Source organism: Catellatospora sp. TT07R-123, assembly GCF_018327705.1.
Classification (GTDB): domain Bacteria; phylum Actinomycetota; class Actinomycetes; order Mycobacteriales; family Micromonosporaceae; genus Catellatospora.
Genome location: NZ_BNEM01000002.1, coordinates 2894013 through 2909927, shown reverse-complemented (window position 1 = coordinate 2909927; position 15915 = coordinate 2894013). Strand labels below are relative to the sequence as shown.

The 15915-nt window shown below is 70.9% G+C and carries 13 protein-coding genes; 10 read left to right on the top strand and 3 right to left on the bottom strand.

The window, feature by feature from the left end:
• The first annotated feature begins 35 nt into the window (after positions 1-35).
• The 6 genes from Cs7R123_RS32655 to Cs7R123_RS32630 all read left to right on the top strand — a co-directional run bounded on the left by Cs7R123_RS32655 (position 36) and on the right by Cs7R123_RS32630 (position 6128).
• Positions 36-560 (top strand): PadR family transcriptional regulator, encoded by a 525-nt coding sequence (locus Cs7R123_RS32655; RefSeq protein ID WP_212832272.1) that lies wholly within the window; start codon positions 36-38, stop codon positions 558-560.
• Positions 557-1240, top strand: coding sequence for an ABC transporter ATP-binding protein (locus Cs7R123_RS32650; protein WP_212832271.1), 684 nt, complete (start codon positions 557-559; stop codon positions 1238-1240). Before Cs7R123_RS32655 ends, Cs7R123_RS32650 begins: the two co-directional genes overlap by 4 nt.
• On the top strand, positions 1237-3435 hold the full coding sequence (locus Cs7R123_RS32645) for an ABC transporter permease (protein ID WP_212832270.1): 2199 nt from the start codon (positions 1237-1239) through the stop codon (positions 3433-3435). The genes Cs7R123_RS32650 and Cs7R123_RS32645 overlap by 4 nt, the downstream gene beginning before the upstream one ends.
• Before the next feature lie 65 nt (positions 3436-3500).
• Positions 3501-3989, top strand: a complete 489-nt coding sequence (locus Cs7R123_RS32640) for an ATP-binding protein (protein ID WP_212832269.1) — start codon at positions 3501-3503, stop codon at positions 3987-3989.
• A 43-nt stretch (positions 3990-4032) separates the two neighbouring features.
• Positions 4033-4230: a hypothetical protein gene (locus tag Cs7R123_RS32635; RefSeq protein ID WP_212832267.1), complete on the top strand. Its 198-nt coding sequence runs from the start codon at positions 4033-4035 to the stop codon at positions 4228-4230.
• A 287-nt stretch (positions 4231-4517) separates the two neighbouring features.
• Complete coding sequence (locus tag Cs7R123_RS32630; RefSeq protein ID WP_212832266.1) at positions 4518-6128, top strand: TROVE domain-containing protein; 1611 nt, start codon at positions 4518-4520, stop codon at positions 6126-6128.
• Between the two features lie 5 nt (positions 6129-6133).
• Here the strand turns inward: Cs7R123_RS32630 and Cs7R123_RS32625 are convergent, their stop codons facing one another.
• The 3 genes from Cs7R123_RS32625 to Cs7R123_RS32615 all read right to left on the bottom strand — a co-directional run bounded on the left by Cs7R123_RS32625 (position 6134) and on the right by Cs7R123_RS32615 (position 8804).
• Complete coding sequence (locus Cs7R123_RS32625; protein ID WP_212832264.1) at positions 6134-6907, bottom strand: SDR family oxidoreductase; 774 nt, start codon at positions 6905-6907, stop codon at positions 6134-6136.
• Positions 6908-7009: 102 nt separating this feature from the next.
• Positions 7010-7795: a TNT domain-containing protein gene (locus Cs7R123_RS32620; protein ID WP_212832262.1), complete on the bottom strand. Its 786-nt coding sequence runs from the start codon at positions 7793-7795 to the stop codon at positions 7010-7012.
• 163 nt (positions 7796-7958) lie between these two features.
• The gene (locus Cs7R123_RS32615; protein ID WP_212832260.1) at positions 7959-8804 is read right to left on the bottom strand and encodes a hypothetical protein; all 846 of its coding nucleotides are present in this window, start codon (positions 8802-8804) and stop codon (positions 7959-7961) included.
• A gap of 167 nt (positions 8805-8971) precedes the next feature.
• Between Cs7R123_RS32615 and Cs7R123_RS32610 the strand changes: the two genes are divergently transcribed.
• The 4 genes from Cs7R123_RS32610 (at position 8972) to Cs7R123_RS32595 (ending at position 15850) form a co-directional block, all read left to right on the top strand.
• Positions 8972-9997, top strand: coding sequence for a LacI family DNA-binding transcriptional regulator (locus tag Cs7R123_RS32610; RefSeq protein ID WP_244872293.1), 1026 nt, complete (start codon positions 8972-8974; stop codon positions 9995-9997).
• Positions 9998-10359: 362 nt separating this feature from the next.
• A complete protein-coding gene (locus Cs7R123_RS32605; RefSeq protein ID WP_244872292.1) occupies positions 10360-12255 on the top strand; it encodes a ricin-type beta-trefoil lectin domain protein in 1896 nt (631 codons plus the stop codon).
• Positions 12255-14462 (top strand): RICIN domain-containing protein, encoded by a 2208-nt coding sequence (locus tag Cs7R123_RS32600; RefSeq protein ID WP_244872291.1) that lies wholly within the window; start codon positions 12255-12257, stop codon positions 14460-14462. Before Cs7R123_RS32605 ends, Cs7R123_RS32600 begins: the two co-directional genes overlap by 1 nt.
• A gap of 101 nt (positions 14463-14563) precedes the next feature.
• Positions 14564-15850 (top strand): extracellular solute-binding protein, encoded by a 1287-nt coding sequence (locus Cs7R123_RS32595; RefSeq protein WP_212832255.1) that lies wholly within the window; start codon positions 14564-14566, stop codon positions 15848-15850.
• Positions 15851-15915 lie beyond the last annotated feature (65 nt).

Genomic DNA, 15915 nt, shown 5'->3' with positions numbered 1-15915 from the left:
CACTCGGTGTATACACCCGGTGTATTCTCCTCGGCATGAGTGTCCCCCTCACCCTTCTCGGGCTGCTTGAGCGCGAGCCCCGGCACGGCTACGACCTCAAGCGCGACTACGACGCCTACTTCGGCCGCGGCCGCCCCCTGCCCTACGGCCAGGTCTACGCGACCCTCAGCCGCCTGGCCCGCGACGGCAAGGTCGTCATCAGCGAGGTCGGCCCCGGCGAGGGCCCCGACCGCAAGCGCTACGTCATCACCGACCTCGGCGCGACCGAGGTCGAGACCTGGCTGACCGAGCCGGTCGACCCCGAGCCGCACCTGCAGACCGTGCTGTTCGCCAAGGTCGTGCTGGCGCTGATGCTGGAACGTCCGGCCGAGGAGTACCTGGACACCCAGCGCGCCGCCCACGTGCGGCGCATGCGCGAGCTCACCGAGATCAAGCGCACCGGCAGCCTGGTCGACGCCCTGCTGGCCGACCACGGCCTGTTCCACCTGGAGGCCGACCTGCGCTGGATCGACACCACCAAGGCCCGCCTGGACCTGCTCGCCAGGACGGTGCGGCCGTGACCGCCCGCCTGATCGAGGCCCGGGGCCTGGAGCTCTCGTTCGGCCAGACCCCGGCCCTGCGCGGCGCCGACTTCAGCGCCGTGCCCGGCGAGATCGTCGCGGTGACCGGCCCCAGCGGCTCGGGCAAGTCGACCCTGCTGCACTGCCTGGCCGGCATCCTGGTGCCGGGCGCGGGCGAGGTCTGGTTCGACGGGAACCGCATCGACACCATGGCCGAGCAGAAGCGCAGCACGCTGCGCCGCGAGCGGTTCGGGTTCGTGTTCCAGTTCGGGCAGCTGGTGCCCGAACTGACGGCTGAGGAGAACATCGCGCTGCCGCTGCTGCTGGGCGGCGTACGCCGGAGCGCGGCGCTGGCGCAGGCCCGCCCCTGGTTCGCCCGCCTCGGCCTGGACGGGCTGGAGCACCGGCGCTCCGGCGAGCTGTCCGGCGGCCAGGCGCAGCGGGTCGCGCTGGCCCGCGGCATGGTGACCCGGCCGCAGGTGCTGTTCGCCGACGAGCCGACCGGCGCGCTGGACTCGCTCACCGGCGAGCACGTGCTCGACCTGCTGGTCGCGGCGGCCCGCGAGCAGGGCACCGCGGTCATCCTGGTGACGCACGAGGCGCGCGTGGCGGCGTACGCCGACCGCGAGGTGATCGTCCGCGACGGGCGCGCCACCGAGCTGGAGCAGGTCGTCGCATGATCCGCTTCGGACTGCGGCTGGCCCTGAGCGGCGGCCGCGACGCCGTGGCCCGTCTGGCGATCATCGCCGCCGCGGTGGCGCTGGGCACCGGCCTGCTGCTGGCCACCGTCGCCAGCCTGCACGCTGTGGACAAGCAGACGGCGCGCTTCGGCTGGATGACCACCCGTCCCGAAACGCCTGCGGCCACCCAGGGCGCCGACCCGCTGTACTGGGCCCTGCGCGAGGACTTCTACGACGCGAAGCTGATCGGGCGGCTCGACGTGGCCGCGACCGGCCCGGACTCGCCGGTGCCGCCCGGCCTGCCGCGGCTGCCCGGCCCGGGGGAGTACTTCGCCTCCCCGAAGCTGGCCGAGCTGCTGGCGCACACCCCGGCCGAGCTGCTGGGCGACCGCTACCCCGGGCACCTGGTCGGCACGATCGGGCGCCAGATGGTGCCCGATCCGGACACGATGCTCATCGTCGTCGGCCACGCGCCCGAGGAGCTGGCGCAGGCCGGGGTCTGGCAGGTGACCACCATCGCGAGCGAGCCGCCGGGGGCCCGGACCGCCGGGCTCGACCTGGTGCTGTCGACGGTCGCGGGCGGCCTGCTGTTCCCGGTGTTCATCTTCATCGGCACCGCGACCCGGCTCAACGCCGCCCGGCGGGAGCAGCGCTTCGCGGCGATGCGGCTGGTCGGCGCCACGCCGCGGCAGATCTCGGCGATCGCGGCGATCGAGTCGACCACGGCCGCCGTCATCGGCACGGTGCTCGGCTTCGGCCTGTACGCCCTAGGCCACGACACGCTGGCGAGCATCCCGTTCACCGGGTCCCGCTTCTACCTCGACGAGGTGGCGATCACCTGGCTCGACGCGCTGCTGGTCGGGCTCGGGGTGCCGCTGGCCGCCGCGATCGCGGCCCGCGTGGCGCTGCGCCGCGTCCGGATCTCCCCGCTCGGGGTGTCCCGGCGGGTCACGCCGCGCCCGCCGCGGGCATACCGGCTGATCCCGCTGGTGCTCGGGCTCGCCGAGCTGACGTACTTCATCGGCCGCCGACCGCCGACGTCGCAGGGCCAGGTGGCGGCCTTCCTGCCGGGCCTGCTGGTGATCATGGTGGGCCTGGTCGTCGCCGGGCCGTACCTGACCATGGTGGCCGCGCGGCTGCTGGCGGGCCGGGCGGGCCGCCCCGCCGCCCTGATCGCCGCCCGGCGGCTGGCCGACAACCCGAAGGCCGCGTTCCGCGCGGTCAGCGGCCTGATGCTCGCGCTGTTCGTCACCAGCACCACGTCCGGGATCATCACCACGATCGTGGCCGAGCGCGGCCCGCAGCGCGCCGGCACCGCGTCGGCCAACAGCATGGAGGTGCACCTGCCGCACGACAGCGGCCTGCTCGCGCTGCCGGACGGCACGTCGGCCCGGCTGGCGGCCATCCCCGGCATCAAGAACGTCATCACCGTGCGCCGCAACCCGGTCGACCGGCCGGGCACGGGCGGCGGCCCGGAAGACCCCGGCTCGCTGCCCGGCGTCATCACCTGCGCCGAGCTCGACCCGGACTTCGGCCGCTGCGCGCCCGGCGCGACCGTGGTGGAGGTCTGGGGCGACCTGATCGGATACCGCAACGTCAAGGGCGCCGACACGGTATGGGCCGCCTCCACCGTCACCCCCGAGCAGTACGCGCAGCTGCCCGTGCTGTCGGTGGTGCTGAACACCGACGGGGCGACAGCCGCGCTCGAACGGGCCCGCACGGTGCTCGAACTCGCGCTGCCGTGGCTGGAGATCCCGCCCATGACCAACCACGACTTCGAGTCCGACTTCGCCAACGCGCTCACCGGCTGGAAGCAGCTCGCCGACGTGCTCATCGTGGCCAGCCTCGTCATCGCCGGGTGCAGCCTGGCGGTGGGCATCGCGGGTGGACTCAGCGAGCGAAAGCGCCCGTTCAGCCTGCTGCGGCTGACCGGGGCGTCGCTGGGGACGCTGCGCTGGGTCGTGCTGCTGGAGAGCGCGGTGCCACTGCTGGCGGTGGCGGTCGTCGCCATCGGGGCCGGGATGCTGGCGGCGCACCTGTTCCTCACCGCCCAGATGAGCTACGAGCTGCGCCCGCCGGGGCCCGCCTACTACCTGACGGTGCTGGCCGGTCTCGCCGCCTCGCTGGCGATCATCTCGTCGATGCTGCCGATGCTCTCGCGGATCACCGGTCCGGAGACCGCGCGCAACGAGTGAACAAGCCGCCCTGGGAGTTCGTGGCGGAGCTCCCAGGGCAGCTTTCTATCGATACCATTCCACGGATGAGTGCCACGCTCTTCCTCATGTGCGGCCTGCCGGGGGCGGGCAAGACCACGCTGTCGCACGAGCTCGCGGCCGACCACGGCGCGCTGCGGATCAGCTCCGACGAATGGCTGCTCGACCTGCTCGAAGGGCCGCAGCGCGAGCGGGCCGACCCGATGCGGCTGCAACTGGAACCGCTGCTGCTGGCCGTCACCGTCCGCGTGCTCAGCCTGGGCGGCAGCGTGGTGCTCGACTTCGGCTCGTGGCACCGGTCCCAGCGCGACCGCGTCCGGGCGGCGGGCCGGATCGCGGGCGCCCGCGTCGAGCTGCACGTGCTCAACCCGCCGCTGGACGTGCTGCGGGCGCGGGTCGCCGCGCGCAACGGCGACCTCGACTCGCGGTCGTTCCCGATCACCGACGACGAGATGCTGGCGTGGGCGCACCTGTTCGAGGTGCCCGACGCCGACGAGCTGTCGCTGTTCGATCCGCACGTGTCGCCGTACGCGTGATGAGGTAGTTTCGCGGGGCAGGAAGAGCGAGCGGAGTGCGGCGATGGAGCAGGCGGGTCCCCTGATCGCGGTGGCGCTGATCGTGCCGGTGGTGGCGTTCTGGCTCTGGATGTTCCGCGACATGCTCGGCAACCACCGCCTCTACGGCCAGGCCCGCAACCTGTGGCTGTTCGGCTTCCTGTTCCTGAACGTCTTCGCCGCCGGGGTGTACTACGTCTCCGAATACCGCGACCGCCCGTAATTCGCTTGCCCCTGCCGGGCGCCGCCGCTAACTTCGGCCGTGCGCCTTCCGGTGTGAGCGGTGACGGCTACTTCCTTGACGAAAAGTGCCCGCCGTCGCCTGGATGTTCTCGGAGGGCGCCATCGCGCACCCGGTCATGGACTCGCTCCATCGACTGCGGGACGGCCGCCCGGCAGGTACCGGCGCCGCCCGCCGGCTCAGGCGACAGAGCGACATGTCGCCGCGACCTCGCTCCCGGGTTGACGCCTCCGCGCCCCGGGACCGGTCCTCTCGGGGGAATCGCACCTTTGGCCAGGTTCAACTTCAAGGCGCGCGAGAACGCTCACGAACTCGACGAGGTCGTCCTCGTCCCGCCCCGGCCGATCCGGGACTACCCGGCGCGTGTCCCGGTGCCGCACACGCCCGAGTGGGCGCCGGTTTTCACCGCCAACGGCGCCCGCGGCTACGAGCGGGAGCCCCGGCAGGAGCTGTACCTGCTCGCGGTGTCGAACATGGTCGGCGCGGACACGTACTACGAGGCTGCCGCCGAGCGGGACGCGCGGTTCCGTGAGCTGGCCGCCGCGGTCGCGGTCGACGACCCGGAGTGGTTCGCCCGGTTCGTGCCGTGGCTGCGCACCGGCGCGCTGCTGCGCTCGGCCTCGGTCGTGGCCGCCCTCGAAGGCGCCCGCGCCCAGCTCGCAGCGGGCATCACCGGCTCGCGAGCGCTGGTCGACGCGGCGCTGCAACGGGCCGACGAGCCCGGCGAGGCCCTGGCCTACTGGCTGGCCCGCTACGGCAGGCCGATCCCCAAGCCGGTCAAGCGGGGCATCGCCGACGCCGCCCGCCGCCTCTACACCGAGAAGAGCCTGCTCAAGTACGACACCGACCGGCAACCGGTGCGCTTCGGCGACGTCGTCGACCTGACCCGGCCCAAGCCCGTCGCGCCGTGGCAGGCCGACCTGTTCCGCCACGCCCTCGACCGCCGCCACCAGCGCACCGGCCCGGTCCCGGCGAGTCTGCCCACGGTCGCGGCCCGCGCCGAGCTGATGGCCGTCCCGGTCGAGGGGCGGGCCGCGATCACCGATCCGGCCGTGCTGGCCGGAGCCGGGATGACCTGGGAGGCGCTGGCCGGATGGCGCCAGTCCACCATGGACGCCGCCGCGTGGGAGGCGGCCATCCCCTCGATGGGCTACTTCGCCCTGCTGCGCAACCTGCGCAACTTCGACCGGGCCGGGGTCGGCGACGACGCCACGGCTGCGGTCGCCGCGCGTCTGGCCGACCCCGCGGAGGTGGCCCGGTCGCGCGTGCTGCCGATGCGGTTCCTGTCGGCGTACGAGGCAGCCGGTGCCCGTTGGGCCGAGGCGCTGGAGTCGGCCCTGCAGGCGGCGCTGTCGCACGTGCCCCCGCTGGACGGACGGCTGCTGGTGCTCGTCGACACCTCCGGCTCGATGGCGGCCGCGTTCAGCCGCGACGGCACGCTGGCGTACTGGCAGGCTGCGGCCCTGTTCGGGCTCGGCCTGGCCGCACGCGCGACCGAGGCGACCGTGGTCACCTACTCCGACCACCACGCGCTGTTCCCGCTGGTGGCGGACGAGCCGGTGCTCGCGTCGCTGCGGCGGTTCCGGGAGGGCTACTTCATCGGCTGCGGCACGCGGACCGAGCGGGCGGTGCGGGAACGGTATGCCGGCCACGACCGGGTCGTGATCCTCACCGACGAGCAGGCCGACCCCCACCGAGGAAGGGACGTGGCGCACGCCGTGCCGCGCCGCGTCCCGGTGTACACCTGGAACCTGGCCGGATACCGGATCGGGCACACGCCGCAGGTGCCGAACCGGTGCACCTTCGGCGGGCTCACCGACGCCGCGTTCGGCATGATCCCGCTGGTCGAGGCGGGTGCCGACGAACGCTGGCCGTTCTGAGCAGGTCAGGCCACGTGCTCGCCGAAGCCGCCCGCCGAGTCGATCACCTGGGCCGTCACCCACTCCGCCTCGTCCGAGCACAGGAACCCGACCAGCTTCGCGGTGTCGTGCGGGGTGCCCCAGCGCTTACGGGGGAAGCGCTCGCGGACCCACTCGTAGGTCTGCGGGTCCGCCCAGCCAGTGTCATTGGGGCCGGGGTTGACCGCGTTCACCGTGATGCCGCGCCCGGCCAGCAGGGCCGAGAAGTCGCGGGTCAGGTACTCCACGGCGGCCTTCGACGCGGCGTAGGCGAGCTCGGTGGTCATCGGGCCGTGGCGCTGGCCGCTGGTGAACAGCACGATCCGGCCCGGACGGGCGTCGTCGTGCGCGGCGGCGTACGCCTGCACCAGCAGCATGTTCGCGCGCACGTTCACGGTCAGGTGCCGGTCGATCTCGTCGGCTTCGAGGCTGCCCAGCGTCGTGGAGGTCGAATACGTGTGGCAGGAGACCAGCGTGTCCACCCCGCCGAACCGCTCGACGACGGCGGCGACCAGCTCGGCCGGGCCGTCGGGCGTGCCCAGGTCGTGCGGCTGGACGTGCACGTCCGGCCCGAGCTCGGCGGCCAGCGCCGCAGGATCGTCGCCCGGCACGCCGACGCTGGCGTCGTAGCGGGGCAGGCCGGTCGCGAAGACCCGGTAGCCGTCGGCGGCCAGGCGCCGCACCACGGCGGCGCCGATGTTGGCGGTCCGGCCGACGCCGGTGACCAGGGCGACAGGGCGATAGGTGTCATGGTTGCTCATCGCCGCCGACCGTAGCCGCCCGCCGGGTAGATCGACAACGGCATCAGCCGGAATGGACGGTGGTCCCCACCGCGCCGAGGCGACGGGGACCACCGGGTCAGGTCAGGGCCGGGGGCAGGCGTCCTCGCCCCGGCCGTCCGCGCAGTCGCCGTATCCGGTGCCGGGCGGGCGCTCCTCCACCAGGAACTTGTTGTCCAGCAGCCACTGCACGGTCGCGGCCGCGCCCTGCGGCAGGTACTTCTGGTCCAGCACGTACTGGGTGCCCAGGCTCGGCTGGGCGAACCACGTCGCGATCGGGCCGGTGTCCACGCCGAACGGCTTGAGCACGCAGTACACGTGGTAGTTGGCCAGCGGCACGAGGTCCTCGTGGGCGATCTCCGGGGTGGGGGTGTTCAGGTTGGACGGCGGCAGGCCGCGCTGGGCGAACGGGGTGCCCAGCGGCGCGAGGAACTGGCCGGTGCCGGGGCTGCCGAACCGGTCGACCCGGGTGCCCGGCTGGAGCTGCTGCGGGAACTTGATCGGCAGGCCGTCGGGCTGCAGGACGTAGCCGAGGGCGGGCGGGTAGACGTAGCGGGTCTTCGTGTCGTTGCCGTACTGGGTGAGGAACACCGAGTCGGTCAGGGCGCCGAAGCGGTGGTAGTCGGCCAGCAGTGGCCCGATGGGGACCGCTTTGGGCAGCTTCTCGGGGCCGAACAGGAAGTTGTCGTCGTAGAAGTCCGTGGTGGCGGGTGCGGCGTCGGGTGTGCCCGGCACGCACAGGCTGGCGGCGGCGGCCGCGCTCTGCGACGGGGGAGCGCTGGGCTGCGCCGGGGCGGCGTGGGCGATGACCGGCTGGAGCGCCAGCATCGCGCCGGCCAGCACGGGCAGGAGGAAGCGTTTGATCTTCACGATAGGTGATCTCCGACAGAATCAGGACGATGAGCCACCTGATCAACGGAGCACCGCGGACCGAGGACATGCGCCCGGCCCGGGAACCTCCCCTGCCGCACCCACCCTGACCAGGGCCGCTGCGGCCACCGACATCGACGGCCGCGATCTTCGCGCGCTGCGATCATGCAGTTTCGGGGAAAGTGCTCGAATCCTCGCCAAGATTCCAGCACTTTCCCCGAAACTGCACCCCGCCCACCGGCGGCGGGGTGGTCAGGAGGGGGAGGGGCTGGTGGGGGGTGTTCTGGGCTTCGAGCCAGGCGGCGAGGTTGAAGGTGCTACCGCAGGAGGTGCAGGTGGCGGTGCCGAACAGGTGGGCCAGGCCGGTCGCGATCGCCGGTCGGCCGCAGGCGAGCGCGGCACCGTGCATCCATGCGGCGATGCCGTCGAGCCGGTCCGGGTCGGCGGGAGTCAGCGGCACGCGGTGTATGTCCCCTGCCCAGCCGTCGCGTACCGCGCAATAGCGGCCGTAGTCACCGATCACGATCGCGAGCCGGGTCGCGCAGTGGGGGCAGTCGACGACATAGTGCTCGTCGGAGTAGTCGAGCCCGATCCGGGCCCAGAATACGTATCCGCCGAATGCCAGCGCCGCCCGGAAACAGCATTCGAAACCGTGCGCGGGATCGTCGGCCAATCGCGCCGCCGCGAGGCGGTGCAGCGCCGGAAAGACATCCGCGACGGTACGGAAGACCTCATCATCCTCGTCCCGGACGTGTAGGGTCGTCGTGATCGCCGCGGCCAGTGCCAGCGCGTGGTGCTGGTTCTCCGCATCGGCGGACGCCGCGATAGCGGCCAGTCCGGTGAGGGCGGCGGCCCCGATCGGGGAATGGCATTCGCCTTCGATCGTCAGCCGGCGCCGCAGATCGTGCCATAGTTCGGCGGTGGGCTCCTGCCGGAGCTGTTCGAGCAGCCCGGGGATCTCATCGGCGGGACGATCCCGGAAATCGCGGTACGCGCTCCACTCGAACACGTCCCGATTCAACCGGAAGATCGCCGTCTGCGGTCAGCCGGTGCGCTTAGTGCGCGGCCGCTGACCGGAAACGGCGATCTTGGGAACAACGGCGCGCCGGGAGGGTCACTGGCGCCGGGTGGGGGTGGGCGGCCATGATGGCGGCGTGTCGGGAGCGGGAGGTTGGTGTGGCTAGGACGGCGGGGGTGCGGGCGACCGTGCGCGACGTGGCCGCCGAGACCGGCCTGTCCATCGCCACCGTCTCGCGGGTGCTCAACGGCGCGACCAACGTCGCCCCGCATACCCGTGACCTGGTCCTAGCCGCGGTGCAGCGCCTCGGTGACCGCGCCCCGCTGCGCCGCACCGATCCGCCCGCCGCCTCCGGCGCGATCTACGTGCGCTGCCCGTACGTGCTCACCGACTACTTCGGGATCATCGTGAGCTCGATCGCGGAGACCCTGGAGTTGCACGGCCGCCAGCTGGTGCTCAACGCGGGCGAGGCGGCGCAGCCGGTGCGGGTGCTGACGGGGCTGAGCGAGCGCCCCGACGTGGCGGGCGCGATCCTGATCCTGCCGCCGGACCCGCCCGAGGACCTGGTGCTGCTGCGCGACCAGCAGTTCCCGTTCGTGGTGATCGATCCGCGCTCGTCGCCGCCGCGCGACGTGGTGACGGTGTCGGCGGCGCACTTCGCCGGGGCGCGCCGGCTGATGTCGCACCTGGTGGAGCTGGGGCACCGCCGGGTGGGCATCATCGGCGGCCCGCAGGAGTGGCTGGCCAACGACGCCCGCATGGCCGGGTACGTGGCACCGCTGGCCGACGCCGGGGTGCTGCCGACGCCGGAGCTGGTGCGGCACGTGCCGGAGCCGAACACGGCCAACGGCTACCTGGCCGCGGGCGAGCTGCTGGACCTGCCGCAGCGGCCGACGGCGCTGGTCGTGTTCAACGACAAGATGGCGGTGGGGGCGCTGGCGGCGGCGGCCGACCGGGGGCTGCGGGTGCCGCAGGACCTGTCGGTGGCCGGGTTCGACGACATCGACGTGAGCCGGGCGACGACGCCGATGCTGACCACGGTGCGCCAGCCGCTGCAGGAGATGGGCCGGATGGCGGTGACCATGCTGATGCGGATGCTGGAGCGGCACACGCTGGAGGCTGTGCACGTCTCGCTCGGCACCGAGCTGGTCATCCGCGACTCGACGGCCCCCGCGCCGCGTTAGTCGTAAAGAAAGTTGGCATATTCGGCCGGGGCCGCCGCGCGCCCTCGGCGGCGTCGCACTGTGCGCTGAATCACGGCAGGCAGATCACAAGTTTCATTTTGTTCCACTGCCAAATCGGCCTATTGCGACGCTCCGAAAGCCCTAAAACGGCGCCTTGACAGGCATGTTGCCGTATGTTTCAGTGCTGTCAACAGGACGTCAATCATTTTGTTACATCCGTTACATCGACGTTCCTGCGTGTACAAGGCACGGCTGCACAGGCAACTCCGGGCCGGGTCAGGCGGGTGCCCCCTCGCCCACCCGGCCCGTTACCCCCAGCCACTCATGGCACCGCCATGGCTTGTCGAAAGGAGGGTCCCGCCTTGTTCCGTCCCCGATCAGGCTGGACCACCGCCGGCGCGGTCACCGCCGCCGGCGCCGCCGCACTGCTGGCGGCCGCACTGCTCGTCGCCCCGCCCGCGCAGGCGGCGGGCGAGCCGGTGAGCATCTGGCTCACCACCACCTCCGACTCCGGTGGCCGCACGGTCACCCGCGGCCTGCAGCAGCAGGCCAACATCGCCTTCGGCCCGGCCGGCGGCAGCGCCAACCAGACCGTCACCGTCAACGAGAACACCACCTACCAGCAGTTCGAGGGTGCCGGGGCGTCCATCACGGACACCACGGCATACCTGCTGCGCGGCGGTCCGATCAGCGCGGCCACGCGCGACGCGGTGATGGCCAAGCTGTTCTCGCCGACCTCGGGCATCGGCCTGTCGTTCGTACGCAACCCGATCGGCGCCTCGGACCTGTCCCGGCCCGGCAACGTGTCGCTCGACGACACCTGCTGCGACCTCAACGACTTCGGCTCCAACGGGTACGACACGAACGTGCGGCTGCTGACCGTCCAGGCCAAGCAGCTCAACCCGGCCCTGCGCATCATGGCCGTGCCGTGGAGCGCCCCGGGCTGGATGAAGGACAACGGCCGGATGGACCAGATGGGCTGGCTCAAGGCGCAGTACTACTCGCTCTACGCCCAGTACATGGTCAAGTACCTCCAGACCTACCAGGCGGCGGGCGCGCCGGTGGACTACCTGTCGGTGCAGAACGAGCCGAACTGCTGCCAGTCCGGCAACCCGACCGCCATGGACTACCCGGGCATGAGCTGGAACTCCTCCGGGCTGATCGAGCTCACCAAGAACAACGTGTACCCGGCCCTGCACAACGCCGGCCTGGGCACCAAGGTGCTGATCCACGACTGGAACTACGGCGACTACGCCAGCATGAGCGCCCCGACCCTGGCCGACGCGGGCATCCGCGGCGACGCCAACTTCGGCGGCATCGCCTGGCACGGCTACTTCGGCGACCCGTCCGTCGGCAGCTCGGTCCACGGCAGCTACCCGTCGGTCAAGCAGTTCAGCACCGAGCACTCGGGTGGCACCTGGATCACCAACCAGCACAACGAAGACATGTCCGACATCGTGAACTACACCCGCAACTGGAGCAGCAGCGTCGTCAAGTGGAGCCTGGCCCTGAACCAGAACATGGGCCCGCACAACGGCGGCTGCGGCACCTGCACCGGTCTGATCACCGTGCAGGAGGGCGGCTCGCGCGCCGGGCAGGTCGACTACACGATCGAGTACTACACCACCGGCCACCTGACCAAGTTCGTCAAGCCGGGGGCGTACCGGATCGACTCGACCGCCAACAGCACCGTGCAGAACGTCGCGTGGAAGAACCCGGACGGGTCCAAGGCCCTGATCGCGCACAACGGCGGCACCTCGGCGCAGTCGGTGCGGGTCAACTGGGGCAACCAGTCCTTCGTGTACACGCTGCCCGCCCGTACCACGGCGACCTTCACCTGGTCGGGCACCCAGGGCACCGGCGGCGGTGGCGGCACGACCGGCACCATCACCGGCCTGGCCGGCAAGTGCATCGACGTGGCCGGGGCGGCGACCGCCAACGGCACCGCGATCCAGCTCTACACCTGCAACGGCACCACGGCCCAGCAGTGGACCCGCAACGCCGACGGCACGGTGAGCTCGCTGGGCAAGTGCATGGACATCGTCGGCCCGAGCGCGGCCAACGGCACCAAGGTCCACCTGTGGGACTGCCACACCGGCAGTTCGCAGAAGTGGACGTACAACAGCAGCACCCAGCAGCTGGTCAACGGCTACTCGGGCACGTGTCTCGACGTCACCGGCAACAACTCCGCTGACGGCACCCAGCTGCAGATCTGGTCCTGCACCACCGGCGCCAACCAGAAGTGGACGTTGAACTGATGAACCGGCGCATCCTCATCGGCAGCGTCGCCGTCTCGACGCTTGTCAGCGCGGCCGTCATGGTCGTGCTCGCCGCCCCGGCGGCGCAGGCCGCGGTCACCTCCGGCACCACCTACACGGTGGTGAACAAGAACAGCGGCAAGTGCGTGGACGCCCGCGCCGCGGCGACCGCCAACGGCACCGCGGTGCAGCAGTACGCCTGCAACAGCACCACGGCGCAGCAGTGGCAGTTCGACGCCACCAGCGGCGGCTACTTCCGCACCGGCGTCGCCCCGAACGTCAACCAGGTCTGGGACGTCACCAACGTCTCGACCGCCGACAACGCCGCGATCCAGCTGTGGCTCTACGGCGGCGGCAACAACCAGCAGTGGCTGCCGGTGCAGGAGGCCGACGGGGCCTACCACTTCGTCAACCGGCTCAGCGGCAAGTGCCTGGACGTGCCCGCCGCCTCGACCGCCGACAGCGTGCAGCTGGTGCAGTACACCTGCAACGGCACCGGCGCACAGGCGTTCTACCTCAACCCGGTCGGCGGCCCGCAGCCCTCGACCAGCACCGTTCCGCCGAACCCGAACAACCCCGACCTCGGCCCGAACGTGCGGATCTTCGACCCGTCGCAGTCCGCCTCGACGATCCAGTCGCAGCTCAACACGGTCTTCAACGGCCAGGTCAGCAACCAGTTCGGCACCCAGCGGTACGCGCTGCTGTTCAAGCCGGGCAGCTACAACGTCGACGTCAACGTCGGCTTCTACACCCAGGTCCTCGGCCTGGGCCTGTCCCCGGACGCGGTCAACATCAACGGCGCCGTGCACGTGGAGGCGGACTGGTTCCCGCCGAACAACGCCACCCAGAACTTCTGGCGCGGCGCGGAGAACCTGTCGGTCACCCCGAACGGCGGCACCGACCGCTGGGCCGTGTCGCAGGCGGCGCCGTACCGGCGCATGCACGTGCGCGGCAACCTGGTGCTCGACGACGGCGGCTGGGCCAGCGGCGGCTGGTTCTCCGACGTGAAGGTCGACGGGCAGGTCAACTCGGGCACCCAGCAGCAGTGGATCTCGCGTAACTCGCAGTTCGGCAGCTGGGCCGGTTCGAACTGGAACATGGTGTTCGTGGGCACCTCCGGCGCCCCGTCCAACACGTTCCCGAGCCCGCCGTACACCACCGTCGGGCAGACCCCGGTCGTCCGGGAGAAGCCGTTCCTGTACGTCGACAGCCAGGGCGCCTACCAGGTGTTCGTACCGGGGCTGCGCAGCAACAGCACCGGCACCACCTGGGCGGGCGGCAGCGCGCCGGGCACCTCGCTGTCCATCAGCACGTTCTACGTCGTCAAGTCCGGCGACACCGCCGCCAGCATCAACGCGGCACTCGCCGGCGGCAAGAACCTGCTGTTCACGCCGGGTGTCTACCACGTCAACGACACCATCCGGATCACCCGGGCCGACACGGTCGTGCTGGGCCTGGGCCTGGCCACGATCATCCCGGACAACGGCGTGACCGCGATGTCGGTCGCCGACGTGGACGGCGTCAAGGTCGCCGGGCTGCTCATCGACGCGGGCAGCACCAACTCGGCCACCCTGATGCAGGTCGGCCCGGCCGGGTCGACCGCCAGCCACGCCGCCAACCCGACCTCGCTGCACGACGTGTTCTTCCGCATCGGCGGCGCCGGGGTCGGCAAGGCCACGACCAGCCTGGTCATCAACAGCAACGACGTGATCGGCGACCACACCTGGATCTGGCGCGCCGACCACGGCTCGGGCGTCGGCTGGGGCAGCAACACCGCCGACACCGGCCTGATCGTCAACGGCAACAACATCGTGTTCTACGGCCTGTTCGTCGAGCACTACCAGAAGTACCAGGTCATCTGGAACGGCAACGGCGGCCGCACGTACTTCTTCCAGAACGAGATGCCCTACGACCCGCCGAACCAGGCCTCCTGGATGAACGGATCGACCCGGGGCTACGCCGCGTACAAGGTGGCCAACACCGTCACCTCGCACCAGGCGTGGGGGCTGGGCAGCTACTGCTACTTCAGCGCCAACTCCTCCGTCGTCGCCGATCGGGCCTTCGAGGTCCCGGCCAGCGGCACGACGTTCCGCGACATGGTCACGGTCTCGCTCGGCGGCACGGGCACCATCGCCCGGGTCATCAACAACACCGGCGGCACCGCGAACTCGTCCAACAACGTCGTCTACCTGACCACCGGTCCCTGAGAGACCGGTCGCCGGCCGCCCACGACCCCTCTCGTGGGCGGCCGGCACCCCTGAATGGCACTACGGCACCAGACACATAGATCCAGCCCTGGAGGATTTCGATGCGTTCCGTGTTTTCGCGCCGGCGGGTGACCGCGGTCGCGGCGCCGCTGCTCGCGGCCGCGCTCGCGCTGACCACCGCCGCTTGCGGCGGTAGCGACGACCCGGCGAAGCCGGGTGGCAAGGTCAAGCTGACCATCGCCACGTTCGGCGAGTTCGGTTACAAGGATCTGTACAAGGAGTACATGCAGCTCAACCCGAACGTCGAGATCACTGAGCGGATCACGAAGGCTGAGGACCACCACAAGAACCTGGCGGCTCACCTGGCGACGAACACGGGTGCGGCTGACATCGAGGCGATCGAGGAGGGCTGGGCGGGCCAGTTCACCGCGAACCCCGGCAAGTTCTACAACTGGAACGACTACGGCGCGGCGGAGATCAAGTCGCAGTGGCCGGCGTGGAAGTGGCAGCAGGGTTCGGCCGCCTCCGGTGAGGTCATCGGCCTGGGCACCGACGTCGGCGGTATGGCGATGTGCTACCGCCGCGACATCTTCGAGAAGGCCGGCCTGCCGACCGACCGCGAAGAGGTCACCAAGCTGTGGCCGACGTGGGAGGACTACATCAAGGCCGGCGAGCGCTTCAAGGCCGCCAACGTCAAGGGCTCCTCGTGGATGGACGGCCCGACGGTCATGTACCGCTCCGTCCTGGGCCAGCAGCCGGTGGGCATCTACGACGGCGCCAACGTCGTGGTGGAGACGAACCCGGGTGTGAAGAAGGCCTGGGACCTGACGATCGACGCGATCAACAAGGGCCTGTCGGCGAAGATCGCCGCGTGGTCGGCGGACTGGAACGCGGGTATGGCCAACGGTTCGTTCGTGACCCTGGCGTGCCCGTCGTGGATGATGGCCTACATCCAGTCGCAGGCCAAGGACTCCTCGGGTAAGTGGGACATCGCCGGTATCCCCGGTGGTGGCGGTAACTGGGGTGGTTCGTTCCTGACGCTGCCCAAGCAGGGCAAGAACGTGGCTGAGGCGTCGAAGCTGGCCAAGTGGCTGGTGGCGCCGGAGCAGCAGGCGAAGGTGTTCCGGGCGCTGGGTAACTTCCCGTCGACGGTGTCGCTGTACGAGCAGCCGGTGATCAAGGACTTCAAGAACCCGTTCTTCAACAACGCTCCGGTCGGCCAGATCTTCTCGCAGTCGGTGAAGACGATGGTGCCGCAGTACATGGGTCCGAAGTCCGGTGACATCAACACCGCGATCCAGAACGGCCTGACCCGGGTCGAGCAGGGCAAGCAGAAGCCGGACGAGGCCTGGACGCAGTCGCTCAAGGACGTCAAGGCGCTGCTGTGAGACCGGGGCCGGGTCCGGCCGCGTCGCTCGGCCGGACCCGGCCTCATTCCCCTCGGAAAGGATCG

What these genes read in the sequence shown, in the direction of transcription:
- Cs7R123_RS32655 (WP_212832272.1), top strand. Translation starts at nt 36, where the DNA reads ATGAGTGTCCCCCTCACCCTTCTCGGGCTGCTTGAGCGCGAGCCCCGG.
- Cs7R123_RS32645 (WP_212832270.1), top strand. Translation starts at nt 1,237, where the DNA reads ATGATCCGCTTCGGACTGCGGCTGGCCCTGAGCGGCGGCCGCGACGCC.
- Cs7R123_RS32640 (WP_212832269.1), top strand. Translation starts at nt 3,501, where the DNA reads ATGAGTGCCACGCTCTTCCTCATGTGCGGCCTGCCGGGGGCGGGCAAG.
- Cs7R123_RS32635 (WP_212832267.1), top strand. Translation starts at nt 4,033, where the DNA reads ATGGAGCAGGCGGGTCCCCTGATCGCGGTGGCGCTGATCGTGCCGGTG.
- Cs7R123_RS32625 (WP_212832264.1), bottom strand. Translation starts at nt 6,907, where the DNA reads ATGAGCAACCATGACACCTATCGCCCTGTCGCCCTGGTCACCGGCGTC.
- Cs7R123_RS32600 (WP_244872291.1), top strand. Translation starts at nt 12,255, where the DNA reads ATGAACCGGCGCATCCTCATCGGCAGCGTCGCCGTCTCGACGCTTGTC.
- Cs7R123_RS32595 (WP_212832255.1), top strand. Translation starts at nt 14,564, where the DNA reads ATGCGTTCCGTGTTTTCGCGCCGGCGGGTGACCGCGGTCGCGGCGCCG.